The sequence below is a fragment of the Shewanella algidipiscicola genome, assembly GCF_900380485.1.
In the GTDB taxonomy this organism is placed as follows: domain Bacteria; phylum Pseudomonadota; class Gammaproteobacteria; order Enterobacterales; family Shewanellaceae; genus Shewanella; species Shewanella algidipiscicola.
Genome location: NZ_OXJV01000001.1, coordinates 1,174,854 through 1,199,905, shown reverse-complemented (window position 1 = coordinate 1,199,905; position 25,052 = coordinate 1,174,854). Strand labels below are relative to the sequence as shown.

Annotated in this window: 21 protein-coding genes and 1 other annotated feature; of the genes, 13 read left to right on the top strand and 8 right to left on the bottom strand. The window is 44.1% G+C overall.

Going from position 1 to position 25,052, the window contains the following annotated elements; genetic code table 11:
• Positions 1-11: 11 nt before the first annotated feature.
• The 7 genes from trmD (at position 12) to DN599_RS05365 (ending at position 7,396) form a co-directional block, all read left to right on the top strand.
• Positions 12-758 (top strand): tRNA (guanosine(37)-N1)-methyltransferase TrmD, encoded by a 747-nt coding sequence (gene trmD / locus DN599_RS05395; protein WP_110456581.1) that lies wholly within the window; start codon positions 12-14, stop codon positions 756-758.
• Positions 759-793: 35 nt separating this feature from the next.
• Positions 794-1,144, top strand: a complete 351-nt coding sequence (gene rplS, locus DN599_RS05390; protein ID WP_110456580.1) for a 50S ribosomal protein L19 — start codon at positions 794-796, stop codon at positions 1,142-1,144.
• Positions 1,145-1,574: 430 nt separating this feature from the next.
• Positions 1,575-2,666 carry a 3-deoxy-7-phosphoheptulonate synthase gene (locus DN599_RS05385; protein WP_110456579.1) on the top strand — a complete coding sequence of 364 codons (1,092 nt, stop codon included), beginning with the start codon at positions 1,575-1,577 and terminating at the stop codon, positions 2,664-2,666.
• Between the two features lie 14 nt (positions 2,667-2,680).
• A complete protein-coding gene (gene tyrA, locus DN599_RS05380; RefSeq protein ID WP_110456803.1) occupies positions 2,681-3,820 on the top strand; it encodes a bifunctional chorismate mutase/prephenate dehydrogenase in 1,140 nt (379 codons plus the stop codon).
• 290 nt (positions 3,821-4,110) lie between these two features.
• Complete coding sequence (gene hcp, locus DN599_RS05375; RefSeq protein ID WP_110456578.1) at positions 4,111-5,775, top strand: hydroxylamine reductase; 1,665 nt, start codon at positions 4,111-4,113, stop codon at positions 5,773-5,775.
• 59 nt (positions 5,776-5,834) lie between these two features.
• The gene (locus DN599_RS05370) at positions 5,835-6,884 is read left to right on the top strand and encodes an FAD-binding oxidoreductase (protein ID WP_110456577.1); all 1,050 of its coding nucleotides are present in this window, start codon (positions 5,835-5,837) and stop codon (positions 6,882-6,884) included.
• Between the two features lie 176 nt (positions 6,885-7,060).
• Positions 7,061-7,396 (top strand): hypothetical protein, encoded by a 336-nt coding sequence (locus tag DN599_RS05365; protein WP_110456576.1) that lies wholly within the window; start codon positions 7,061-7,063, stop codon positions 7,394-7,396.
• A 111-nt stretch (positions 7,397-7,507) separates the two neighbouring features.
• Here the strand turns inward: DN599_RS05365 and pheA are convergent, their stop codons facing one another.
• Together pheA and hpf are read right to left on the bottom strand one after the other, a co-directional pair.
• Positions 7,508-9,514, bottom strand: coding sequence for a prephenate dehydratase (pheA, locus tag DN599_RS05360; RefSeq protein WP_110456575.1), 2,007 nt, complete (start codon positions 9,512-9,514; stop codon positions 7,508-7,510).
• A gap of 41 nt (positions 9,515-9,555) precedes the next feature.
• Positions 9,556-9,674 (bottom strand) — a sequence feature (Phe leader region).
• Positions 9,675-10,511: 837 nt separating this feature from the next.
• Positions 10,512-10,886, bottom strand: a complete 375-nt coding sequence (gene hpf / locus DN599_RS05355; RefSeq protein ID WP_110456574.1) for a ribosome hibernation-promoting factor, HPF/YfiA family — start codon at positions 10,884-10,886, stop codon at positions 10,512-10,514.
• A 271-nt stretch (positions 10,887-11,157) separates the two neighbouring features.
• Here hpf and DN599_RS05350 point away from each other — a divergent pair, with 271 nt between their 5' ends.
• On the top strand, positions 11,158-11,841 hold the full coding sequence (locus tag DN599_RS05350; protein ID WP_110456573.1) for a cytochrome b/b6 domain-containing protein: 684 nt from the start codon (positions 11,158-11,160) through the stop codon (positions 11,839-11,841).
• A 121-nt stretch (positions 11,842-11,962) separates the two neighbouring features.
• Here DN599_RS05350 and DN599_RS05345 read toward each other — a convergent pair whose 3' ends face one another.
• Positions 11,963-12,412: a c-type cytochrome gene (locus tag DN599_RS05345; protein WP_373317382.1), complete on the bottom strand. Its 450-nt coding sequence runs from the start codon at positions 12,410-12,412 to the stop codon at positions 11,963-11,965.
• A gap of 253 nt (positions 12,413-12,665) precedes the next feature.
• On the opposite strand from DN599_RS05345, the gene trpR reads away from it, so the two are divergent.
• Positions 12,666-12,941 (top strand): trp operon repressor, encoded by a 276-nt coding sequence (trpR, locus tag DN599_RS05340; protein WP_110456571.1) that lies wholly within the window; start codon positions 12,666-12,668, stop codon positions 12,939-12,941.
• Positions 12,942-13,735: 794 nt separating this feature from the next.
• Here trpR and slyD read toward each other — a convergent pair.
• Positions 13,736-14,344, bottom strand: coding sequence for a peptidylprolyl isomerase (gene slyD / locus DN599_RS05335; RefSeq protein WP_110456570.1), 609 nt, complete (start codon positions 14,342-14,344; stop codon positions 13,736-13,738).
• A gap of 721 nt (positions 14,345-15,065) precedes the next feature.
• Here slyD and thrA point away from each other — a divergent pair.
• Genes thrA through thrC form a run of 3 tightly spaced genes read left to right on the top strand, consistent with a single transcriptional unit; the run spans position 15,066 to position 19,783 of the window.
• Complete coding sequence (thrA, locus tag DN599_RS05325; protein ID WP_110456569.1) at positions 15,066-17,534, top strand: bifunctional aspartate kinase/homoserine dehydrogenase I; 2,469 nt, start codon at positions 15,066-15,068, stop codon at positions 17,532-17,534.
• The gene (thrB, locus tag DN599_RS05320; RefSeq protein WP_110456568.1) at positions 17,531-18,466 is read left to right on the top strand and encodes a homoserine kinase; all 936 of its coding nucleotides are present in this window, start codon (positions 17,531-17,533) and stop codon (positions 18,464-18,466) included. Before thrA ends, thrB begins: the two co-directional genes overlap by 4 nt.
• Before the next feature lie 30 nt (positions 18,467-18,496).
• Positions 18,497-19,783 (top strand): threonine synthase, encoded by a 1,287-nt coding sequence (gene thrC / locus DN599_RS05315; RefSeq protein WP_110456567.1) that lies wholly within the window; start codon positions 18,497-18,499, stop codon positions 19,781-19,783.
• A 143-nt stretch (positions 19,784-19,926) separates the two neighbouring features.
• Here thrC and nfo read toward each other — a convergent pair whose 3' ends face one another.
• Positions 19,927-20,787 carry a deoxyribonuclease IV gene (gene nfo, locus DN599_RS05310; RefSeq protein ID WP_110456566.1) on the bottom strand — a complete coding sequence of 287 codons (861 nt, stop codon included), beginning with the start codon at positions 20,785-20,787 and terminating at the stop codon, positions 19,927-19,929.
• A 430-nt stretch (positions 20,788-21,217) separates the two neighbouring features.
• On the opposite strand from nfo, the gene DN599_RS05305 reads away from it, so the two are divergent.
• Positions 21,218-21,760, top strand: a complete 543-nt coding sequence (locus tag DN599_RS05305) for a hemerythrin domain-containing protein (protein WP_110456565.1) — start codon at positions 21,218-21,220, stop codon at positions 21,758-21,760.
• Between the two features lie 66 nt (positions 21,761-21,826).
• On the opposite strand, the gene DN599_RS05300 is transcribed toward DN599_RS05305, so the two are convergent.
• The 3 genes from DN599_RS05300 to tal all read right to left on the bottom strand — a co-directional run bounded on the left by DN599_RS05300 (position 21,827) and on the right by tal (position 24,871).
• Positions 21,827-22,018 carry a DUF3545 family protein gene (locus DN599_RS05300; protein WP_110456564.1) on the bottom strand — a complete coding sequence of 64 codons (192 nt, stop codon included), beginning with the start codon at positions 22,016-22,018 and terminating at the stop codon, positions 21,827-21,829.
• 245 nt (positions 22,019-22,263) lie between these two features.
• Positions 22,264-23,898 carry a glucose-6-phosphate isomerase gene (gene pgi, locus DN599_RS05295; protein WP_110456563.1) on the bottom strand — a complete coding sequence of 545 codons (1,635 nt, stop codon included), beginning with the start codon at positions 23,896-23,898 and terminating at the stop codon, positions 22,264-22,266.
• A gap of 16 nt (positions 23,899-23,914) precedes the next feature.
• On the bottom strand, positions 23,915-24,871 hold the full coding sequence (tal, locus tag DN599_RS05290; protein ID WP_110456562.1) for a transaldolase: 957 nt from the start codon (positions 24,869-24,871) through the stop codon (positions 23,915-23,917).
• Positions 24,872-25,052: the final 181 nt, after the last annotated feature.

Here is a 25,052-nt window from a genome sequence, read left to right as displayed (position 1 = left end):
AGGGACAACAGATGTGGTTAGGGGTAGTAACCCTGTTTCCAGAGATGTTTCGTGCCGTAACAGACTTTGGGGTAACGGGTCGGGCCGTTAGCAACGGCTTGCTGGAGTTGCAAACGTGGAATCCTCGCGATTTCACCCATGATAAACATCGCACAGTGGACGACCGGCCTTATGGCGGCGGACCCGGTATGTTGATGATGGTGCAACCCTTACGCGATGCCATTCACGCAGCGAAAGCCGCTGCGGGGGATAAGGCAAAGGTGATTTATCTTTCTCCTCAAGGACGCAAGCTTACTCAGCAAGGCGTCGAAGAGTTAGCTAAATCAGAGCGTTTGATTTTAGTGTGTGGTCGCTACGAAGGTATTGATGAACGCATTATTCAAACGGAAGTGGATGAAGAGTGGTCGATTGGTGATTACGTGCTTTCGGGCGGCGAACTACCAGCGATGACTCTGATTGATTCAGTATCGCGCTTGGTTCCAGGGGTTCTTGGAAAACAAGCTTCGGCAGAGCAGGACTCCTTCTCTGATGGGTTACTGGATTGTCCCCACTACACTCGGCCTGAAAGCTTAGATGGTATCGATGTACCAGCCGTATTGCTAAGTGGTAACCACGAACATATTAGACGCTGGCGTTTGCAACAAAGTCTCGGAAGAACGTTGTTACGACGACCAGAATTATTTGAAAATCTAGCTCTGACTGACGAACAAACCAAGCTATTAGCCCAATTTGTCGATGCTACCCAAAAGGGTGAGTAACAAATAGTCAGTTATTACTAGGATGGAGTTTATTCATGAATAACATCATTAAAATGCTCAACGAAGAGCAAATGAAGCAAGACGTACCACAATTTGGTGCAGGTGACACTGTAGTTGTTAAAGTACGTGTTGTTGAAGGCGGTAAAGAGCGTCTACAGGCGTTTGAAGGCGTTGTAATCGCAAAGCGTAACCGTGGTCTACATTCAGCATTCACAGTTCGCAAGATCTCTAATGGTGAAGGTGTTGAGCGTGCGTTCCAGACTCACAGCCCAATCATCTCTAGCATCGAAGTTAAGCGTCGCGGCCGTGTTCGTCGTGCTAAGCTTTACTACCTACGTGATCGTTCAGGTAAATCTGCACGTATCCGTGAGAAGCTTGCTAAGTAAGCAAAGGCTTCAAGTAAACAAGATGCAGTGTTCGCACAAAACCCCGCCTTATGGCGGGTTTTTGTGTTTTAGGGGGGGAGAAGTCAGTGGAAAAAGTATATCCTACAGGGCAGTAAAAACACCTCTCATGGGGGCATCCCCTTATCTTGAAGACGGGTTAACCTCACACGATAACCTTTAATCGATAACCTTTAATTGAATCTCTATGTTGAAAACGTAAAGCATGACAAAAAAGTATTGAATTGTTATCGATAAACACTTTTTACTTGATTCAGGGTAAAAGCACAGGCATAGTTGAACTCACAATGTAATGGTGAACTGTTACGCTGTTGCAGTTTGGTTTATAGCAGGTGTGTCAGTCGCAGTTCAACAAGCGTTATCTGAATCAAGATCATTTTAGTGGCAATATCAATAGAGGTTGGTGACAAGTATGCAACAAGACACAATTAATAACGTTCATATCAGTTCTGAACAGGTGTTAGTGACACCCCATGAGTTAAAGCAGCAACTCCCTTTGTCAAAGCAAGCTTATCACTATGTCCTTAATGCTCGTAAAACTGTGTCTGATATTGTGCACAAACGTGATAATCGAGTATTGGTTGTCAGTGGACCCTGTTCTATCCATGATATAAAGTCTGCCAAAGAGTACGCACTTAAACTTAAAACCCTTCACGATGAACTACAAGATGAGTTTTATATTTTGATGCGAGTGTACTTTGAAAAACCGCGCACGACTGTGGGCTGGAAAGGCATGATAAATGATCCAGATATGGATGAGTCTTTTGATGTTGAAAAAGGGCTGCGTATGGCCCGTGAATTAATGATCTGGTTAGCCGAATTAGGCTTGCCAGTTGCCACTGAAGCTCTTGACCCTATCAGCCCACAATATATCTCTGAACTCGTTACCTGGTCGGCGATAGGGGCGCGCACGACTGAGTCGCAAACTCACCGCGAGATGGCATCCGGATTGTCTATGCCTGTCGGATTTAAAAATGGTACCGATGGTAAGTTAGGCGTCGCCATTAATGCACTTGAATCTGCTGCCAGTAGTCATCGATTTATGGGAATAAATCAGGCTGGACAAGTGGCATTATTGCAAACGGCGGGTAACCCTGATGGGCATGTGATTCTAAGGGGCGGCAAAACACCAAATTACGATGCTCAAAGCGTTGCAGAGTGTGAGCGTCAACTGCATGTCGCCAAGCTAAATGCACGATTAGTGGTAGATTGTAGCCACGGTAATTCATCAAAAGATCACAATAAACAACCTGTGGTTTGCCAAAATGTCTTTGATCAAATTGAGCAAGGTAATCGCTCGATTATTGGGGTGATGCTGGAAAGCCATCTCAATGAAGGTAATCAAACTTGCGATAAACCCTTAGGTGAACTGGCTTACGGTGTATCGGTGACGGATGCATGTATAAACTGGCAAGATACTGAACAGCTATTACGTCATGGTGCGGCGCAATTAGCATCGGTTTTACCGACAAGATTTGATATGCTCAAGGCTGTAAATGCTTGATGGATAATTCAAAAATGAATGAAAAGACCACCGAAGATCTCGAAAAGTTACGCGGACATATTGATAATGTCGATCAACAACTACTGCATCTGTTGCGCAAACGACTGGATCTTGTGGGGCAGGTGGGGGCGGTAAAACATGCTGCAGGTGTGCCGATTTATGCACCTGAACGTGAAGCATCGATGCTTGCTAAACGCCGCGAAGAAGCCAGTAAAATGAACGTTTCTCCGCAGCTTATCGAAGATATTTTGCGTCGCCTGATGCGTGAGTCGTATCTTAACGAGAAGGATGTGGGCTTTAAACAAGTCAAAACCGATCTAGGCCACGTGGTTATTGTGGGTGGGAAAGGTAAGCTGGGTGAGCTGTTTAGTCAAATGTTGCATTTGTCTGGTTATCACGTGAAATCACTCGACAAAGATGACTGGCCAAATGCGGATGCAATTTTTGCTGGGGCAGGATTAGTTATTGTTACTGTTCCCATTAGTATCACTTGTGAGTTGATCACCAGTAAATTGAGTCAGTTACCCGAGTCCTGTATTTTGGCCGATTTAACGTCGGTTAAGGCAAAACCTTTAGATGCAATGCTAACGGCTCATAAAGGCCCTGTGGTTGGTCTGCATCCCATGTTTGGCCCAGATGTCGGTAGCTTGGCCAAGCAAGTTGTGGTGGTGTGTCATGGACGAGATCAAGATAAGTATCAATGGTTAATGGAGCAGATACTGATTTGGGGCGCTAGACTCGTTGAAGCCGATGCGCAAAAACACGATAAGGCGATGCAACTTGTGCAAGCGATGCGTCATTTCTCCTCGTTTGTCTACGGGCTTAATCTTTATCGGGAGGAAGCTGATATCGATACTCTGTTGCAGTTTAGCTCGCCCATTTATCGCTTAGAACTGGCGATGGTTGGGCGTCTTTTTGCCCAAAGCCCTGAACTTTATGCCGATATTATTTATGCCCAGCGTGAAAGTTTGACGGCAATTGGCGATTATTTGGAGAATTACACTCAGGCGCTTGAGCTATTAAAGTCTGGTGATCGCCAAGGATTTATCGAGCAATTTGAAGAGGTGGCCAACTGGTTCGGTGATTTTGCGCCGCAATTTCAGCGCGAGAGTCGTGCCATGTTGCAGTCGGTCAATGATATGAAGGCAGGCTAGCTATCGCCAGATTGCGCAATTGTCGATACCGAATTTAACTTAAAACCTGAGCTTAGATTAATACCATCTAGTTCAGGTTTTTTTATGTAATTTAAAGTTTATCAAGTGTTTATTGATATCTGGTTATTATATGTAGGCTAAAAAACGATATTAGTTGCGCTTTTGCTAATTTGATCTGCCTCATAGTTTGCCACATTGCTGCAATAAACCGCTTTAGCTGATGACAAAGTCGCAGTAGACTCCATTAAAACATGTAAATTTAAAGCATGTTAAAAATAGGAGTAACGGTAATGTTTTGTATTCAGTGTGAGCAAACGATTAGAACCCCAGCGGGGAATGGCTGTAGTTATTCTCAAGGCATGTGTGGCAAGTTGTCTGATACCTCAGATCTACAAGATCTCTTGATCTACTTGTTGCAAGGTGTTTCTGCCTATGCGGTTAAAGCAAGAGAGTTCGATATTATTGATAGTGAAGTCGATGCCTTTGTCCCTAAAGCATTTTTTGCCACACTGACAAATGTTAACTTTGATGACGAGCGGTTAATTGATTATGTCAATCAAGCCGACCGTTACCGTAACCGGTTAAAAACCGCCTATGAAACTGAGTGCGCCGAGTCAGGTAAAGCGGTTGGTACCCTGATCCCTGCTGCGTCTTTAGTATTGGCTACATCGAAACCTGAAATGCTTGTTCAAGCAACTCAAGCGGCACCTAATCGCGGCAAAGAGAGTGTTGATGAAGATATTATGGGCCTACGTTTACTTTGTCTTTATGGCCTAAAAGGCGCTGCGGCCTATATGGAGCATGCTCGTGTGCTTGAGCAAACCGATAGCGACGTTGCTGCTAATTTCCATGAAATAATGGCATTTCTTGGCTCAGATTCAGAAGATGCCGACAAGCTGTTTGCCACCGCAATGGAGATTGGCCAACTGAACTATCGCGTAATGGCGATGCTAGATACTGGTGAAACAGAGTCCTTTGGTCATCCTGAGCCGACGCAGGTCAATACCGTTGCGGTGAAAGGCAAAGCGATTTTGGTCTCAGGCCACGATATGAAGGATTTAGAGCTGATTTTAGAGCAAACACAGGGGACGGGCATTAATGTCTTTACCCATGGCGAGATGCTGCCTGCACTGGCTTATCCCGCATTTAAAAAGTATCCCCACCTCGTCGGTAACTACGGCAGTGCGTGGCAAAATCAACAGAAAGAGTTCGCTAACTTCCCTGGTGCGGTAGTGATGACCTCTAACTGTATTATCGATCCAAATGTAGGCGACTACTCCGACCGTATTTACACTCGCAGCATTGTTGGCTGGCCTGGTGTTACACATATCGAAGGAGATGATTTTTCGGCTGTGATCGATAAGGCGTTATCGCTTGAAGGCTTTATCTATGATGAGATCCCCCATCATATCACCATAGGTTTTGCTCGAAATGCGCTAATGGCTGCTGCCCCTGCCGTAGTTGAAAATGTGAAAAATGGTTCAATCAAACACTTTTTCCTCGTTGGTGGTTGTGATGGCGATAAGTCTGAACGTAGCTATTTTACAGATATCGCAACTGCTGCGCCAAAAGACTCGATTATCATGACCTTAGGTTGTGGTAAGTATAAGTTTAATAAGCTCGCATTTGGCGATATTAATGGTATTCCGCGTTTATTGGATATCGGTCAATGTAACGATGCTTATTCGGCGATTCAGCTGGCGATTGCGCTGTCGGAAGTGTTCGAGTGTGAGATCAATGAACTGCCACTGAGCTTAGTACTGTCATGGTTTGAGCAAAAGGCGATTGTGATCTTATTGACCCTGTTATCGCTTGGGGTTAAGAATATTCGCACAGGCCCGACGGCGCCAGCATTCTTGACTGATAATTTGGTTAAGATTTTGGAAGACAAGTTTGGTTTACGTACTACCACGACTGTCGAAGCGGATTTAAAAGATATCCTAAGCGTCGCTTAACTCGTCCACACGCCTATGGCTATGGTCATAGGCGTTCTATTTTCTGGATAACCCACCCTATGAATAGCCAACAATATCATTCAGCAACCTGGCAGCATGGCGAGGTACGTTTAAAATGCGTAGAGCGCTGGCAAGAAACGCATGATGTCACCAGTTTTCGTTTTCAGGGCGAGCAGAGTGTCAAGTTTCACTTTAAGCCGGGGCAATTTATCACCTTGTTGCTTAACATTAATGGTAATGTGGTTGCACGAAGCTATACCATATCTTCGTCACCTTCTCGTCCTTACTCTATCGTTGTAACCGTAAAGCGGATTGAGGCGGGAGTCGCATCAAACTATTTAATCGATCATCTGCAGCCTGGGCATAGCGTTACTGCAAGCGGACCCGATGGGGTGTTTAACTTGGTTGATATCGAAGCCAAGAAATACCTATTTTTAAGTGCGGGTAGCGGCATCACTCCTATGTATTCAATGTCTCGCTGGTTAACCGATACACAGATAGGTAGTGACATAGCCTTTCTTCATAGCGCTAAATCATCCAAGGATCTGATTTTTAATCAAGCATTGCAGCAGTTATCGCAACGTCATGAGCATTTCTCTTTAAGTTATTGGCTAGAAGAGGGGGAGATTAGCGATGTGAACAGTTATCAAGGGCGGCTCTCGTTAGACTCGTTAGCATCGGCGGCGAGTGATTATAAAGAGAGAACCATATTTGTCTGTGGGCCGGCTCCCTACATGCGAGCTGTGAAGGTTATGCTTGAGCAAGCGGGTTTTGACATGAGTCGTTATCATCAAGAAAGTTTTGGCGATGCACCTGTGGTGCCTTCACAGCAATCTGCAGCCTCGGCCCAATTTATGCTGCAGATTGACGGGGTGAAGACCCCCTTGTTTGCTGAGCAGTCTGTACTTGAAGGCATCGAAGCCGAAGGGTTACCCATTATTGCCGCGTGTCGCTCTGGCGTATGCGGCGCCTGTAAGTGCAAGGTGATTAAAGGGGAAACCGTTTCTAGTAGTTCTATGACATTATCTCCGGCAGAAATTGAGCAGGGCTATATTTTAGCGTGTTCGACACGGCTTAAGTCAGATGTAACCTTGAGTTTGAACGAGTAGTGCTTATTTGCATGCAGCCCCTTGGTTAGCAGAGAGGGCGCGTGAGGATGAGATTTGGCAGACTTTGATACTCTACAGATTTGCGTAAAAGCTGGTGACAAAGTATGGTTAATTAATCGAGGCTCACATATTGGAGTCTGTTTATCCCATTTTGGCCGTTTTGGAGTGACCAGCTTATGATAACGACGCCACCTCAACACGCTGGTATTGATGATCATAGTCTTGGCCATCTTTTATATGGCTTAATGCTGGCGTTCCCATTATTTTTATTGCCACCACTACTAGGCTTAGCCATTAATTGTGCACAAAAAAGTAGCAAGATGAGCAAACTACTCTATTCGCATATACGTTGGCAACGCTGGTCGATGTTGACCCTATTATCTATGCTTATTTTAGCTTATATCGTGCCGCAAACTTGGTTAGCGGTCGTACTGAGTATGCTCTCATTATGCTGGTTTTGTCATCGCATTATAAAAGGCTGGATGGCGTTAGTAGATGGGCAGCCTGTTTAGGTTTATCGTTTTTTAATGTGTTGTTACTTATTATGCAAAGAGGACCAAAGGTCCTCTTTTTTTGTGCTGATGAATGACTTCTTTTTTGTCTGTGTCGATGAGGCTCATCAGCTAAACAAGTCGATGCTTATGGTATAGCTCACTTAAGCATTGACGGTGAAGGCTGATTTGCTCATCGACATTGCCCATCTCTGGCATGAACGGCAAGATTACTCCATCAGCTCGCAACTGTTTGGCTGCGATTACGATCCCAGTCTCGTTAAGCGGTTCATAGGCATAGCTGGTATTGATGATTATTGGCAGGTGACTCATGGCTTTTATTTGTACTAAGGCTGCTAAATCTAAAGCGGGTTTAACGGCGTCATTAAAGGTTCTGATACCAGATTCACACAAGATCACCTGCTGATTACCGCAGGATAAAATGGTTTCAGCACTAGCGAGAAGCTCATCTACACTGGCCATGGTGTTGCGCTCTAAAATGACAGGTATATGTAGTGAGCCGATTTGTTGGAGTAGCGGTTTGTGGTGCATCTGTTTACCGCTGATCAGTAAGATATCGGCATGTCCAACAGCCTGTTTTAATTCTGTTTCATATTCTATTTCGAACACGCAGCTTAAATCGAATTGATGTAATGCACGTTTTACTTCATCTAATAGCGGACTGACATGTTGAACATGCTGTATTCCCGTGAGCAGCACCGCTTGAAAACCCGCTTCTTTTAGTTGTTTTGCTTGTTGAGCAATGTCTTGACTATCAGTGGTTAACTTAAGCTGTGCGATAGCACCAAATTGGCCATTTCCTATGGCCAGCTGCCCGTGAGTGATCTGGGTCAGTTGAGGTTTTTGAGTCAGGCTCCAGCGTCGATGAGACGTTTGTATGCTGCTATCATTATCATTGTTGCCATCGTTCAATTCAGCCGTTCTGCTGGTAGTGGGCTCTATCATAAGCTGGCTGTTACTCAACTGTGTTGGGTTAACGGTTTCACAGGGATAACAACCTAATACTTTGATAAAGCGAGTGATGCGTTCCAGTTCCTTTAGCGCTTTTTGCATTGATTCATTCGATAAGTTGGCATCAAGGTCTAAGTAAAACATCTCTTCCCACGGTGTTCCCGGGATTGGGCGAGACTCCAGTTTACTCATGTTGAGGTTGTGGGCTTTAAGTACCAATAAGGCTTCTACTAAGGCACCGGGTTTCTGTCCTGTAGCCATGATCAGGGTACATTTGGCCGGGAGTTGTTCTGGAACTGCAATCGCCTTACGCGCGACGACAATAAAACGACTTTGATTAATTTTTTGATTGGCGAGCTCTTTTTCTACGGCCTCTAACTGATAGAGTGCCCCCCCCTCGGCGCTGCCAATGGCGGCAACTGTCATCTCATTGCTTGCAAATACCTGCTCCATCGCTTCGGCGCTGCTAGAGCAATATTCCAATTTTAATTCAGGGTGATGGCTTAAAAAGCGACTACATTGGCTTATGGGTTGTGGGTGGGCATAGACAGTCTTAATTTGGCTGAGTCGCGCACCAGGATGAGCGAGTAAGCAATGGCCGACTTCGATGGTGGTTTCACCCACAATGGATAAACTCGTGTGCTGTAGCACGTCATAGACTTCATTTATCGATCCCGACGAGGTGTTCTCTATAGGCAGAAAGCCATAATCGGCATGACCAGATTCTACCGCTTGTACAATTTCATCAAAGCTTTTACAGCCTAAATCTTGCATAGTGACTTGGCGGCGCTCGCAATAGCGAGTGGCGGCTAAGTATGAATAGGATCCGCGAGCCCCTAAATAAGCAATGGTGTACTGCTGTTTTTGTAATGCAGGATTAGCGCGTCCCTGCAAGTAAGCTTGTTGATTGAGTACTGAGTCTTCAATAATGCTTTGATATAGCGACAGCACATAGTGGGCATCTAACCCTTGTTCGCGCCCCTGTTTAACCAATCGGGTTAGTAACTCCTTTTCTCTTTGCGTGTCGCGGATGGGGCGAATATCAACCTCTTTACTGCGGGCGACATCTAAACTTAAGTCGCGGCGCTTGGCGAGGAGTGCCAGCAGTTCATTGTCGAGTGCACTGATCTGTTCCCGAGTGTGATTTAAGGAATGTTCTTTGGTCATGCTGTCCTCTGTATATGAACGAGTATCTGGTTAGGTTTTAAAACAAAAAAGCCTCCCTTAGGGGAGGCTTTGGAATTTTCACTTTCGTTTTTATACCGAAATCCCGCCTCCCTATAAGGATGGAATAAAAAAGAAAGTAAAAAAAGTGGTGTTATTCATTTTCATAGCCATCAAATTAGATCGCTATGTAGTGAGTGTCAATGAAAAGTTATGCTGTCTGTCCATTTATTATTTTAGCCAGAGTATGAAAAAGCGCACCATCAGGTGCGCTTAGTTGGAGCTTAGATTGCATTATCAAAATCGGTAGGCCCTCCTTTAATTTGCTAAGGATCCTTGGTTTACTCAAATTCAATTTGGTATTGAATTGATGTGGATCCTGCTGACAACCCGGCGACGATGCTATTACATTAGCGATGTTCCAAACGTTGATTAAATCAATGTTGCGTGGCTTTATCTGTCGCCGTTAAAAAACGTATTTGCCTTTCACTCAAACTCTACTCTCTCCTTACGTTGTTAGTGCGCCATTTACATTCACTGTCGTTGTGAAACCGGCGGCCTTACCAAAGAGAGACGACCATTACTGTTTAGCTCGTTAGCTGACCCTTGTTGGCACATATAGTTACCATAAGGCTAGGATAGTCGTCGTTTTTGTATCGTGCTGCAAAATCGAATTCAAGTGTCGGCGTTCTCCTATGTGTATTTCAGATTTATCTGTATTGTCATTTTTCAATATCGCTCTACCTCCAAGTATAACAAGGGGTGACAACATCGCTAGTTTGTTAGCCGGGTTCCTCAAGTTAAGTTAATAACCTGTTGAGGCAGGTGTTGGTTGCCACAGCCCAATCGATATAGCACTAAAGGTAAGTTCACCTTAATCATTAAGCATCTATCGAAAATCGAATATAGCAACTGTAGACAATGTGGCTAGTTTGCTAGCTGTACTCCTCGATATTTATTGAGGCTAAAGTTATTGTCTACAGTCTAAAGAAAACTCTTTCTACGCGATATACTCCTTATCAAATGTTTCTTCGTATTCATCTTCTAAGTCATCATCAACAACATCATTATTGATGACGGGTACTGCGCGACGCGCTCCTTCAGGTTTGTGGTTTAAACGGTTAAGTTGCTTTTCAAGCTTTTGTCCCATGGCATTGATTGCGGCATAAAGATCTTTGTCTGTTGCTTGGGCAAATAATTGATTACTGGGAATACCGACCGATGCTTCTATTTTAAATCCTTGTTTTTCTTGTTCTATGATGACATGTGGATTAATTAACTGAATATCGTGTCTACTGAGTTTCTCCAATCTGCTTTCAATACGTTCACGGATAGGTGCAGTTACGTCGAAATCTTTGCTAGTAATCTTTATCATATGTCCAACCTTATCTTTGCTTCCTTGAGTTCAGACTACCAATTTCGTCCATTAATAACGTGATCTAGATCATGTTTGGTGGCGGTGTTTTTATGTTTAGCGCTTTATTTGATGGCATCGACAAAATGGCTAAATAAACATTAGGAATAGCTTGTATTTCTAATGTTAAGGCGTCATATTTGACGGGATAACTTCCGGTATTCATTTATATTTGCCTCTGTGAGTCGCTTCAAATATCATCATCAGCATCTTCTGTTGTAAGGGAAATTAGATGTCTTCTAAACTTTCTAGTGTCGATAATAAAATCAAATTAAAGGTGTGGGATCTGCCCACGCGAATCTTTCATTGGGGCACGATAGGGCTACTCGGTGCACTGTGGTGGAGCGCCGATGCCGGAGAGATGCAATGGCATCAGATATTTGCTTACTCCTTAATGGTATTGATTATATTTCGCCTGTTATGGGGCTTTATAGGTAGTGATACCGCGCGCTTTAGCCATTTCGTTAAACCGCCTAAACAAGTTATAGGCTATTTAAAGCAACCGACTAAAGCCACACTTGGGCATAACCCATTGGGGGGCTATATGGTGGTGACCATGATGGTGATATTGTTGGTGCAATTAGGCAGTGGTTTGTTTGCTACCGATGAAGTGTTTACCGAAGGGCCTCTTTATCGTTATGTGAGTAGTGATCTTAGTAGCGCGTTAACTTGGTTACATAAGATGAACTTTAATGTGCTGTTAGCGTTGGCGGCTATGCATATTTTAGCGGTTATTGTACATGGTTTTAAAGGCGATAAATTGGTGGGGGCAATGATCACAGGTTATAAATACGTGACTAAAGATATGGTTGCTGAATTAAGGTTCCGCTCTAATTTTGTCGCATTGATCTTGGTTGGAATATTGATGGGGCTAGTGGTCAATTATTTGATTTTACCGTTAACAGTGATGCTGTAGCCATAAACTAACCCAATGATACAAAAGTTAGCGGCTGATACCGCTAACTTTTTTATATGCTTATACTGGAGTTTAATTGAGCTGCTTGTCTTTGTTGCTTGGCAAACTCAGCTTCTAACGCTTAATCTTTCTTGTAGACGTCGTGGCAGCCTTTACAGCTCTTGCCAGTAGCCATAAATGCCGCTTTTAAGGCATTGTTATCATCGCTCTGTGCAGCAACGGCAAGCTTAGCTGCGTTATCTTGAAACTCACTCATTTTGCTATCAAAATCAGCTTTATCGCTCCAAATCTTAGCCAATGCTTCAGTATTACCTTTATCAGAACCGGCAACAAAACCTTCTGCTGGAAGTTGGCTTAGTGCTGCAACATTTTGCGCGCGCATCGCGAATACCTCTGCATCAAATGGTTTTTCCCCCTTTAACATAGCGCCCATATCGCCAAAGTTGTGTGCGATCAAGCCAAATGCCGATTGACGATATTCGATTGCATCATCAACTTCTTTAAAATTATTAGCGTGTGCAGCTGAGGCTAGCATTACGCCACCAGTTAGTGCGAGTAGGCCGAGCTTAATCTGTTTTTTCATAGGATGGTTCTCACGAATTATGATGTTTATGTGACTTGATGCGATTATTCTAAGCGCAATTAACTGTCAGATACCAATGATTTTTTATTAAAGTTACTTCAAAGTTTGTTGCCAAATGTGTTTCATGGATGAAAGCCTAAATATCACGGTGATTATCATGTTTTAGACTGACTTTTATAGCCTTTGGTATGGTTTTGTTGTTACACTTTCGTAATGGTCAACGATTACAACAGAGGTTGCTGTGCGCGCCAATTGGGATCTAGTGTTAAATAAGGTGATGATTCATCAAGAGCAAGGTGCGTTAGACGCATTATTCGATTTATTGCTTACCGAAGAGGAACGAAGTGCCGTTGCGGGTCGTTTAAAAGTGTTTCAAGCATTGTTGCAGGGGGAAATGAGCCAGCGCCAGATGGCTGCCGAATTTGAGATAAGTATTGCGACCATTACACGCTGCTCTAACTACCTTAAACATATGACAGAGGCGCAACGAGAGAAGGTTAAAGCTTTAATCTTGTAGAAGTGCTTCTTTGAACAATCTGTTTTGTAACGGCTTGGTTAAATCATAACCTTCCCATCGCTTATAAATAGCTATTGTAGTCAACTAACTAGGGTCTCTACCTGCGAGACCCCAAATATAAGCTAATAACCAGACTTTTTATAAGGCATAAGGTGGTTATGTTAAAAGTGGGGGGCGTTTAAGATTGTGAGACTCGATGTTTTCGATAATTCGCTCGTTGAATTAAGATATAAGTTGCGTAACTGACAAGTGCAATGGCAATGATATTTATTGCTGATGACGGTGTAAAACGAAATAAATAGGTAGCGCTGAGTAATAAGATAAAAGGCATTAAGTTATATAGGGCAAAAGGCAATACACCGCGTTTTCGTTTGCGGCCGGATGATGACGGCGATTTTGTTAACGCATGTTATAGAGCTTCGCCCCTAAGAAAAAGATCAACACGCCTAGCATTAGTGCAACGGTTTCGTAGCGCAGTAAGATAGTCGAACCGCCTAAGATGAGGTAGCTGGTGGGTAACTCTCAACTAATCAAGTTGATATGTCAGATCTAGTCGGGACTAATACAATTTATCATTCGATATCCTTTTCGTTTATCAGCATCCAACATCAGTAATAGTGAATTAACTATTACTGATGTTGGATGAGCAAATGTGTCATCACTGTTAGTCCAGTCTAAAATAAAAAAGCTGGCAAAGCCCTAAAAAAGGCTGCCAGCTTTTCATATTACAACTCGAGTTGTACGCCATTAGGCAATGACAACTTGAGCATTAAACCTTCAATTACAATAAGTGATTAGTGGCGACAACCACATCCACCATTGCCATCACAGCCTTCTTTGGCTTCTTTTTCGCTGTCATCATTGCAGCATCCACCCTCATGGTTTTCACCACCGCAACAACCGCCTTCGTGGCTATGTTCATGACTACTACAACTGCCGCCAGCATGAATGTGGCCATGGGCAATCTCTTCTTCGGTCGCGTCGCGAACGGCAAGCACCTCAACGGTAAAGTTAAGTGATTGACCGGCTAATGGGTGGTTGCCATCAACAACAACAACATCATCTTTTACTTCTGTAACTTGTACTGGACGTTGACCCATTTCAGTTTCGGCAATGAAGCGCATACCCGGTACGATATCTTCAATGTCACCAAAGGCTGACAATGGTACGTCTTGACGCAGGCCATCATGATAAGGGCCGTAAGCTTGTTCAGCTTCAACAGTAACATCGAGCTTATCACCAACCGTTTTGCCTTCTAATGCCGCTTCTAAGCCTGGGATCATATTCTCGGCGCCATGAAGGTAAAGCATTGGTTCACCTTCAAATGAACTTTCAATTAACTCACCTTGTTGGTTTGTTAAGCGGTAATGGATGCTAACAGCTTTGTGTTGGGTGATTATCATATCGCCTCCAATTCAGAATGTGGGGGCATTTTAACTTGCTTTTTAATACTTGGCGATGATCTAGTACCGCTTCTTGAATGAAAAATTTATAAATTGTGAGTCGGGTTGTTAGCTCGGGTCGCTGTCCCTTGGAAGTTGTGATGATGTGCTAGGTTCTTGTTGAATTTTTTCTCACTATTTCCAATAAATTATGCGCTCGCCTTGATTGCAGTAAATGAGGGGGAGTTATGATGTTATGTCGACTTTAGTCTTAAACGTCACACAAAGGTCTATTTTGTATTGTTAACTTTATTTTGACTGTTTTCTTTTACTGTTATTACCTGTTAATAAAGGAATTAATCTAGGATATCTGTTTGTACAGCTTAGATTTGTATCGTCCTAAATGGCGAATGTTCGCAATTGTTGATGTTTGAATTGATCTGCTTTATATGTTCATAGTCAAAGTGATGTGAGTTCGCTATTTTTGAGAAAGTTGCCTGTAGGGGGTTGACAGCTGCATGCAAAAAAAGCAATTCTAGTTACCACTTAATACACAATGAATTGTGAACAGATAATTATAATGTTTAGCCTAAATTTCGTAGTAACCACCATTATTACAACCACCACGACAACCATCGTGGGGGCCGGCTGAACATACGTAAAATATAAGTATTGAAAAAGCCCGCTCCCTCCAAGGAGCGGGCTTTTTTGTTTCTGGGGTAGCGTGGTACAAGGAGATGATATGAAAGTGATGAAATTTGGTGGTACCTCGCTGGCTAATTGGCAGCGTTTTAATGGCGTGGCAGACATTGTCGCTAGCAGTGCAGAGCAAGAAGGTATTGCCGTTGTGCTTTCAGCCCCAGCAACCGTGACCAATGGGCTGCTTGAAATGGTCGACTTGGCGGTTAGCGGTGGTGATTTTTTACTGGTACTGAATAAGGTTAAATTGGTTTTTGATCTGCTATATCAGCAGGCGAGCCAAGAGAAACTGTCTTCACAGCAGTCTAGTGATCTTCAGCGAGTATTGGATAAGCAATTGTCGCTTTGGCATGACAAATTGCAAGGGATCATGCTACTTGGCGAATGCCCAGATTATGTTCGCGCTGAAATCGTCGTGGGTGGCGAAAAGTTATCTGCGGCCTTAATGGAACAGTTAATGTTGGCCCGAGAGATATCGGCTAGTCAACTTGTGCCACAACACTTATTTTTAGCGACAGGTGAAGTGCTTGAATCTTTAGTCGATATTAATGCCAGTAAACAACGATTTGCCGCGCTTTCGCTTGATGCTCATCGCGTGTGGGTCATGCCTGGCTTTACCGCTGGTGATAAGCATGGACGCATAGTTACCCTTGGGCGCAATGGTTCAGACTATTCGGCGGCGGTATTATCTGCCTGTATCGATGCTAGTTGCTGTGAAATATGGACCGACGTAGATGGAGTGTATAACACAGATCCTCGCGTGGTGGCCGACGCTAAACTATTAACTCAATTGAGCTATCAAGAAGCGATGGAGTTGTCTTACTTTGGTGCCAAAGTGCTACATCCTAAAACCATCTCTCCTATTGCCCAATATCATATCCCTTGTTATATCCGTAATAGCTTTAATCCAGATGCACCTGGGACATTGGTGTCTAACCAAGTCGATAAGACAGGCCTTAATGTTAAGGCTATCTCTAACCTCGATGAACAGACCATGTTTGACATCGCAGGCCCTGGCATGAAGGGCATGGTTGGCATGGCTAGTCGCACTTTAGGGGCTATCTCTCGTTCGGGCGTTTCGGTCTCATTGATCACCCAAAGCTCATCTGAATACAGTATTAGCTTCTGTGTCGCGACACAAGATGCGGACAAAGTGCGTATGGCGTTAGAGCAAGAATTTGAACTTGAACTGAAAAGTGACATTCTTGAAGAGATAGAGATGCGTCATCACTTGGCGATAGTGTCGTTAATTGGTGATGGTATGCGCACTCATAAGGGCGTTGCGGGTAAGTTTTTCCAAGCGTTAGCACAGGCGAACGTCAATATCGTTGCCATTGCTCAAGGTTCATCTGAGCGCTCTATTTCAGCGGTGATTGAGCTATGTAAGACTAAACATGCGATTGCCGCCTGTCATCAGCGCTTCTTTGATGTACAGCATTATCTGGATGTATTTTTAGTCGGTTGTGGCAATGTCGGGGCTGGGTTACTCGAGCAGATAAAACAACAATCAGAGATGCTTAAAGCGCAGCATATTACCGTCAGAGTTTGTGGTATTGCTAATTCTCGCCAGATGTTGCTCGATGCCCAAGGTGTTGAGCTTAATCATTGGCAAGGGCGCTTAAGTGACAGCCAGCAAGATTATGATTTAAATCAGATGCTAGCATGGGCGACTGAGCAGCAATTACTTAATCCCGTATTGGTTGATTGCACCTCTAGTGAGTTAGTAGCCGATCGTTACCTCGATGTCATGAATGCCGGCTTGCATGTGGTTACACCTAACAAGAAAGCCAACACACGAGACTTAGATTACTACCGCGCGTTAAGGCAAACAGCTTTAAAACAGCGTCGTCAATTTTTGTATGAAACGACGGTAGGTGCTGGCTTACCTGTGATTGATAACCTTAAAAAATTGTTATTTGCTGGCGATAAATTGCAAAAATTCAATGGCATATTATCTGGCTCGTTATCCTTTATATTTGGTATGCTTGATGACGGCATGACGCTATCTGAGGCCACCAAAATTGCTCGTGACAAGTGCTTTACAGAGCCCGATCCGAGAGATGACTTGAGTGGCATGGACGTTGCTCGCAAGGTGTTGATTTTAGCTCGAGAAGTGGGAATGGAAATTGAGTTAAGTGATATTGTGGTTGAGTCAGTATTGCCAGCGCATTTTGATGCATCGGGCGATGTTTCGACCTTTATGCACAACTTGGGGTCTCTCGATAGTGAAATTGCCAAGCGAGTAGACGAGGCTAAGGCGCAAGGTAAAGTCCTGCGTTATGTTGGGCAAATTGATGAGCAAGGTTGCCGAGTTAAGATAGCGGAAGTCGATGCAAACGATCCACTCTATAGTGTGAAAGGGGGCGAAAATGCGCTGGCCTTTTACAGCCGTTACTATCAGCCAATCCCGTTTGTGCTGCGCGGCTATGGTGCTGGCACCGATGTGACTGCTGCAGGGGCCTTTGCGGATCTTCTCAGAACCCTTAACTGGACACGGGAGATGGGCGCATGAGTTTAACGGTTTATGCACCCGCGTCGATGGGCAATGTGGGGGTGGGCTTTGATTTACTCGGTGCGGCGTTAGCGCCCATCGATGGCACATTGCTTGGCGATTGCGTCAGTATTGAACCAGCCTTAACAGGAATATCGCTATCGCTGGCGGGCCATTGGGCCGATAAATTGCCTGCCGATGCGGCTGACAATATTGTCTATCAATGCGCTGAGTTTTTTTTAGCGCAATTAGATAGTCAGGCGGGCATTGCTATGACGCTGGAGAAGAATCTTCCCGTGGGCAGTGGCCTTGGCTCCAGTGCATCATCTGTGGTAGCAGCTCTTTATGCTTTAAATGAATATTTCGATCGCCCTTTTGATGAGCAAGCCTTGCTGCGTTTGATGGGGGAGTTTGAGGGCAAAATTAGCGGCTCGGTGCATTATGATAATGTCGCGCCATGTTACCTAGGTGGCATGCAATTGATGCTGGATGTGCCGCATTCGGTATGTGAAGGGTTACCCGTATTTAAACAGTGGTATTGGGTGGTGGCATACCCTGGGATCTCCTTATCGACCGCTAAAATGCGGGCGTTATTGCCAGAAGTGTATGACAAATCTGTGGCTATCGATTTTGGCCGTTATCTTAGTGCGTTTGTCCACGCCAGTTATAAGCAAGATGCAAGCCTTGCCATTGCGGTATTAAAAGATGTGTTAGCCGAGCCTTATCGTGCCAGCGAAATTCCAGGTTATGAACAAGCCCGAGCAGCACTTGCTGAGCTAGGCATGTTAACCACAGGCATCTCTGGCAGCGGTCCAACTCTATTTTCGGTTACTGACGACCTTGCTACCGCGCAGGCGGCGCAAGCATGGCTTGATAGCCACTATGTAAAACAAGGTGTGGGGTTTTCTCATATCTGTCAAATTGATACCCAAGGTACTCGTCGGGTCGATTGAATATTATTATCAGATTAAGGCGCACTACAGATGGAACTATATAACTTAAAACACCCGTCGCAGAAAGTGACTTTTACTCAGGCGGTTAAGCTGGGTCTCGGCCGTGATCGAGGGCTGTTCTTTCCGACATTAATTCCTGTCTTAGACAATATGGATGAGCTGTTAGCCATGCCGTTTGTCGAACGTTCTAAACAGATCTTAGGGGCTTGGCTAGCACAAGAACTCGGTCAGGAGATGGTCGATAAACTGGTCGACAATGCGTTTAATTTTGAGCTTCCTTTAGTGAAAGCCGATGACAATCGCTACTGTTTAGAGCTATTTCATGGTCCCACATTAGCCTTTAAAGACTTCGGTGCACGCTTTATGGCTCAGTGCCTTAATAGCTTAGCCACCGAAGATAAAATCACCATATTAACGGCCACGTCCGGTGATACAGGCGCAGCCGTTGCTGATGCCTTTTACGGCTTGGATAACATTGAAGTGGTGGTGCTGTACCCCAAAGGTAAGATAAGTCTGCTGCAAGAGAAAATGTTTACCACCCTAGGGGATAACATTCACACCGTTGCAGTGGCGTCAGATTTTGATGCTTGTCAGGATTTAGTCAAAGCTGCATTTGAAGACAGTGATATTCGCGACGGATTACATCTTAATTCGGCCAACTCGATTAATATTAGCCGCTTACTGGCGCAAATTTGTTATTACTTCGAAGCCGTTGCCCAGTTTAAACGCGTTCATAACAGCGATCCAGTGATTGCCGTACCGAGTGGTAATTTTGGCAATCTTACCGCAGGGCTATTTGCCAAAGCGATGGGATTACCTGTGAAACGCTTTGTGGCCGCCACCAACAGCAATGATACCGTCCCGCGTTATTTGACCTTAGGAGATTGGGCGCCTCAGGCCACCGTCGCCACCATGTCTAATGCCATGGATGTATCTGAGCCAAGTAATTGGCCTAGGGTTGAGGCGATTGTTGAAGCCATGGGCTGGAGTTTAAGTGACATTAGCGGCGTGGCATTATCAGAGACGGATACTGAGGCGGCATTATCGCAATTGTATCAAGGTGGTTATCTTTCTGAGCCCCATGCCGCGATTGCGGCGCAGGCCCTATCGATGACCATGAAGCCTAGTGAGCAAGGGATTTTCCTTGGCACAGCGCATCCGGCTAAATTTAAAGAGGTGGTCGAGGCATGCTTGTCTATTGAGGTCGGTTTGCCGCCAGCATTAGAGACAGTAAAAGATAAGCCGATATTGTCGGTCAATCTGCCTGCGGATTTCACCGCCCTTAAAGCGCACCTTTTTGCAACGCTGTCACGTTGATCTCGCTGAGGCTTTAGCTCATTTGTTATGAGTTGTTGGGTAAATACGGGGGGGAGCTTTACCCAATAAAAAAGGACGATTGCTACTGCATTCGTCCTTTTCGTTATTTTATGTTGGGTAAGCTATTAGCTTTACAGCTTAATTTAAACGGCAAGTTTGGCTTGACGGCGTAGCCAGTTAATCTCATCAGGCCAAATGGCAGGCTCTATGGTCTCTAAGATTAATGGAATACGCTTTGTGGCCGGCAGTTGCATAATGAAACTAAATGCCTCATGGCCTATGTGCCCAGCGCCAAGAGAATGGTGGCGATCAACGCGGCTATTTAGAGGGGTCTTACTGTCATTAAGATGCATGGCCTTGAGGTATTGATAACCGACAATCTCATCGAACGCGTCGAAGCTTGTCTCGCAGGCTTCTCTGCTGCTCAAGTCGTATCCTGCGGCAAACATGTGGCAAGTGTCGATACAGATACCAACCCGCGATTTATCTTCTACTTTGTCAATGATTTGCGCTAATTGTTCGAAGCTGTGGCCTAAATTTGAGCCTTGGCCTGCAGTATTTTCTATGACAGCGGTGACACCTTGGGTGCAGTCTAAAGCTAAGTTGATCGACTCGCTAATGCGGCTGAGACATTGATCGATACTGATCTGTTTTAGATGACTACCGGGGTGAAAATTTAACAAGGTGAGTCCCATCTGCTGACAACGTTGTAATTCATCGACAAAGGCGTCGCGTGAACGCTCGAGTTGAGCCTGATCCGGATGACCGAGATTTATCAAGTAACTGTCGTGAGGTAAGATAGCATCGACATTGATTTGGGCATCGTAGCAGTGTTGTTTAAAGGCTACTATTTGCTTAGGGCATAAAGGTGCTGATTGCCAACGACGTTGGTTTTTAGTGAACAACGCAAATGCATTGGCGCCAATTTTCTTGGCATTGAGTGGCGCATTGGCGATGCCGCCCGCTGCACTCACATGGGCACCAACCCAATGTTCATTTTGCATTTATTTCCTACCATGTTAACCAGTTTGTCAATTAACCACGTTTGCATAAAGGCCTTCCCGTAGCGCTGTGCCTAATGCCAATAATATGCGTGTGGATATCTTGCTTATGGAAGTGACTCACATAATGAGATCAAGGACTCTACCGTGTTTACCGGCCTCACTCAATCACTATTTATTGACTTGTTTTGACTCTTATTATGTCAAATGCAGATATAAAGTTGTTGAGTCCGTTACGCCTTCGCTGTACGAAAGTGGGTGTTTATCCAATGTCTTAGCAAAGTGTCTGTTAGTAGTTAATCGTAAGTGTTTATTTTAAATTGGCTTTAATTGATCTGAGTCACATTGTCGTGTTGAGTTACATATTAGTGTGAGTGAAAAGCAAACAATTTACTATAGTAACTAGAGGCGTTTAATTAGTATGGAGGTGACGATGTTAGCAAGGCTTCATAATGACCATAAGCATATTGCGATACTGTTAACATTATTGCAGAAAAAACAGCATAGGTTAGAAAATGCCGAGACGGTTAACTTTAATCTGATAAGAGATATCGTTGAATATATGCAAAGTTATACCGAGCATAGTCATCATCCTTTAGAGGATCTGATTGATGATTTTTATATCCAAAAATACCCTAGTGAATTAAATGAAAAGCGTCTAGCAGACGAGCATGAAAGATTGGTTGAGAGTTCATCGACATTGATGGCGACATTAAATCTAATTTTAAGCGATATTCCCGTTCAATTAGAGCAGATGAGTGAGGTGCTCAAGGAGTATATCGACCTGCAAACTAGGCATATGATTTATGAAGAGCAGCATTTATTTCCTAAATGGCAAGCTGGAATGACAGATGAAGACTGGTTGAGTGTGGGGGCTCAATGCCAAGAGCGGCTTATTTCTGATCCATTGTTTAATGATGACGATAATGTCTTGTTTGAAGATTTACGTGAATATCTCGCTAAGGTTGATGATTAAGATTTTAGTCTGTAAATAAAAAATAGCGCTTAAGGCGCTATTTTTTATTTACAGACTTTATCAGTTTTACATCAGAAGGTTATCAAAATCGTAGTCGAAACTACTGTCAATATCCTGGAGTTCTTTAAGCAAACGATGTTTCTCCTTGATAGCCTCAATTTCACGCCATTTTCGCTTCTTATTGGAGCTTCGCGAACGACTGTTAGGTCTTTCAATGACGGTATCATCTAGCGCACTACCATAATCCAAACGATTCATGGCAACCTCCTGTTGTTGTAGTTTTTCTCATCAATTTAATACCACATTTCCATTTTATGGTGCAAGCTAAATGTTTCGCCTTTGTTAACGAAAGATGAATGTTTTATGATTTGGTGAGCAAGAAGCTAAGCGGTAGGAGAAGTTAGGGTGGATGATAAAGCTATAATGTAGTTGGTTTACCATAATAAAAAAGCCAGTTTAAACTGGCTTTTTTATCGCGGTATTAAGTCTTTATGCGCTGCTTATTAGTGTTTAGCGCGAAATAGATTTATTAGTGCGTTACTCGAGGCGTCTAGCTCTGTTGTATCATTTTCGGCCTGTAATCTGCTCAGAATGTCATTGCCGAGGGTTTTACCTAGTTCAACTCCCCATTGATCGAAGGAGTTGATGCCCCATACAGCCCCTTGGACGAAGGTTCTGTGTTCATAAAGGGCGATGAGAGCACCTAAAGTGGTCGGCGTGAGTTTATCCATTAAAATAGTGTTGCTGGGCTTATTACCTGGCATCACCTTATGCTTTGCAATTAATGATTTTTGCTGCTCACTTAACCCACTGTTGTTCAGCTCTGCTAAGGCTTCATCATAGGTTCGACCTTGCATCATGGCCTGAGTTTGACCGAAACAGTTTGATGCAAGCTGCACATGATGCTCACCCAGTGGATTATGACTTTGTAGCGGTAAAATAAAATCTGCCGGGATCAGGGGCGTCCCTTGGTGAATGAGTTGATGATATGCGTGCTGCCCATTTGTCCCTTCGCCGCCCCAAATGATAGGGCCTGTAGAGTAAGAAACCTCTGTACCCTCCAAGGTGACTGACTTACCGTTACTTTCCATATCTAACTGCTGGAAATAGGCTGGTAGACCACGTAAATAATGGTCATAGGTTAACACTACATGCGACTGGGCATTATGGAAGTTGTTATACAACAGCGACAACAGTCCCATGATAACCGGCATGTTTTGTTCTAATGGTGCGGTTAAGAAATGGTCATCCATCTCTTTAGCGCCCTCAAGTAACGCATAAAAGTTATCCATGCCAATCAATAGCGCGATAGGCAGACCAATCGCTGACCATAAAGAATAACGTCCACCAACCCAATCCCACATTGGAAAGATATTATCAGCGTCCATGCCAAATTCTGTGGCTTTAGTTACGTTAGAGGTCACTGCTACAAAGTGTTTTGCTACATCGGCCTGAGTGGCGCCATAGTCGAGAAACCACTGTTTGGCGCTTAATGTATTAGTGAGCGTCTCTTGCGTGCCAAATGACTTAGATGACATGACAAATAGGGTGGTTTCAGGATTAACAAGGCGTAATTTTTCACACAAAGAGGTGGCATCTACGTTGGCGACAAAGTGGCAGTTAAGTGACTTATTCCAATAAGGACGAAGTGCTTGAGTCACTATTTTGGGGCCTAAAAATGAGCCACCAATGCCGATGGCCACGATATCGGTAATCGTTTTACCGGTATAACCGCGCCATTTCCCAGAGGTGACGGCATCGACAAATTGGGCCATTTTGGTCTGTGTTTGCTTTACCTCATCAATAATATTGTGGCCATCGACTAATACTTGTTGATCTGCATGGGCGCGCAGCGCTGTATGTAATACTGCACGCTGCTCGGTATTATTGATGATCTCACCGCTGAACATGGCTTTGATCTTCGCCGTTAAATTGATCTCATCTGCGAGAGAGAATAACAGTGAAAGCGTGTCCTCATTGGCTCTATTCTTTGAGTAATCAAGCAGTAAGCCACAGCAAGACAATGACATTTTATCAAATCGCAGAGGATCGGTATCAAACAGCGTACGCATATGAGGTAGCTGCGCCGTATGTGCTGCGATAGCAGACCAAGTTGCGCGTTGGGTTAACTCTGTCATGAGATGCACCGCCTTCTTATGCTCGTAGTTGTGTCTTCAACATCTGCTCAAGCTTGCCTTGATCAACGGCGAAGTTACGAATGCCTTCGGCCAGCTTTTCAACGGCCATTGGATCTTGGTTAAATTCCCAGCGAAATTCGGCTTCGGTCATTGGCTTGCCTGGTGCAATGATATCTGTTGTTGGCGTTAACTTTTGTAGCACAGGCGCATTACTATTGGCCATCTCTTCTAGTAGTGCTGGGCCAATGGTTAAGCGATCGCAGCCTGCTAACTCCATTATTTCACCAGTGTTACGGAAGCTGGCACCCATAACCACGGTTTTAAATCCATGTTGCTTATAGTAATTGTAGATCTTAGTGACAGATACAACCCCCGGGTCTTCGCTAGCAGCGTAGTCTTTGCCTGTGTCTTTTTTGTACCAATCGAGGATGCGGCCGACGAAAGGAGAGATAAGATAAACGCCTGCTTCGGCACAGGCTCGTGCTTGTGCAAAGCAAAACAGTAACGTGAGGTTACAGTTGATCCCCTGTTGTTCAAGCTCTTTTGCGGCACAAATGCCTTCCCAAGTTGAGGCTAGCTTTATTAAAATGCGTGATTTATCAATTCCTGCAGCTTCATAAAGCTTGATCAGCTTGTGTGCTTTATCGATCGAACCCGCTTTATCAAATGATAATCTAGCGTCAACTTCGGTTGAGATACGTCCTGGAACGATTTTAAGGATCTCAACACCAATATTGACGGCCAGTTTGTCGCTAGCGTCAGCAACTTGTTGTTCAAGATCATTACTCTGAGCCTTAGCCCAGCCAATCGCATCATCGATTAGGTGTTGATATTCGGGAATTTGTGCTGCTTTGAGAATTAGAGACGGGTTAGTCGTGGCATCTTGTGGTTGATAACGCTTGATCGCTTCGATATCGCCAGTATCGGCAACAATGGTAGTGAACGATTTGAATTGCTCTAGTGTATTAGCCATGAAAATTACATCCTTCTTAAGAAGCAGCTTAAGTTGTGTTGTTTACTAACCGCTATTAGACGCGATTTTGCCGATATTTCCAACCGTGAATGAAAAAAAATTACAGAAAAGTTGCTAAATATCAGTGCGAGCGACTCACTAGCTGCATTATTGTGTATCAATCAGTTTATCTTATTGCTAA

What these genes read in the sequence shown, in the direction of transcription:
- trmD (WP_110456581.1), top strand. Translation starts at nt 12, where the DNA reads ATGTGGTTAGGGGTAGTAACCCTGTTTCCAGAGATGTTTCGTGCCGTA.
- rplS (WP_110456580.1), top strand. Translation starts at nt 794, where the DNA reads ATGAATAACATCATTAAAATGCTCAACGAAGAGCAAATGAAGCAAGAC.
- DN599_RS05385 (WP_110456579.1), top strand. Translation starts at nt 1,575, where the DNA reads ATGCAACAAGACACAATTAATAACGTTCATATCAGTTCTGAACAGGTG.
- tyrA (WP_110456803.1), top strand. Translation starts at nt 2,681, where the DNA reads ATGAATGAAAAGACCACCGAAGATCTCGAAAAGTTACGCGGACATATT.
- hcp (WP_110456578.1), top strand. Translation starts at nt 4,111, where the DNA reads ATGTTTTGTATTCAGTGTGAGCAAACGATTAGAACCCCAGCGGGGAAT.
- DN599_RS05370 (WP_110456577.1), top strand. Translation starts at nt 5,835, where the DNA reads ATGAATAGCCAACAATATCATTCAGCAACCTGGCAGCATGGCGAGGTA.
- DN599_RS05365 (WP_110456576.1), top strand. Translation starts at nt 7,061, where the DNA reads ATGATAACGACGCCACCTCAACACGCTGGTATTGATGATCATAGTCTT.
- pheA (WP_110456575.1), bottom strand. Translation starts at nt 9,514, where the DNA reads ATGACCAAAGAACATTCCTTAAATCACACTCGGGAACAGATCAGTGCA.
- hpf (WP_110456574.1), bottom strand. Translation starts at nt 10,886, where the DNA reads ATGATAAAGATTACTAGCAAAGATTTCGACGTAACTGCACCTATCCGT.
- DN599_RS05350 (WP_110456573.1), top strand. Translation starts at nt 11,158, where the DNA reads ATGTCTTCTAAACTTTCTAGTGTCGATAATAAAATCAAATTAAAGGTG.
- slyD (WP_110456570.1), bottom strand. Translation starts at nt 14,344, where the DNA reads ATGATAATCACCCAACACAAAGCTGTTAGCATCCATTACCGCTTAACA.
- thrA (WP_110456569.1), top strand. Translation starts at nt 15,066, where the DNA reads ATGAAAGTGATGAAATTTGGTGGTACCTCGCTGGCTAATTGGCAGCGT.
- thrB (WP_110456568.1), top strand. Translation starts at nt 17,531, where the DNA reads ATGAGTTTAACGGTTTATGCACCCGCGTCGATGGGCAATGTGGGGGTG.
- thrC (WP_110456567.1), top strand. Translation starts at nt 18,497, where the DNA reads ATGGAACTATATAACTTAAAACACCCGTCGCAGAAAGTGACTTTTACT.
- nfo (WP_110456566.1), bottom strand. Translation starts at nt 20,787, where the DNA reads ATGCAAAATGAACATTGGGTTGGTGCCCATGTGAGTGCAGCGGGCGGC.
- DN599_RS05305 (WP_110456565.1), top strand. Translation starts at nt 21,218, where the DNA reads ATGTTAGCAAGGCTTCATAATGACCATAAGCATATTGCGATACTGTTA.
- DN599_RS05300 (WP_110456564.1), bottom strand. Translation starts at nt 22,018, where the DNA reads ATGAATCGTTTGGATTATGGTAGTGCGCTAGATGATACCGTCATTGAA.
- pgi (WP_110456563.1), bottom strand. Translation starts at nt 23,898, where the DNA reads ATGACAGAGTTAACCCAACGCGCAACTTGGTCTGCTATCGCAGCACAT.
- tal (WP_110456562.1), bottom strand. Translation starts at nt 24,871, where the DNA reads ATGGCTAATACACTAGAGCAATTCAAATCGTTCACTACCATTGTTGCC.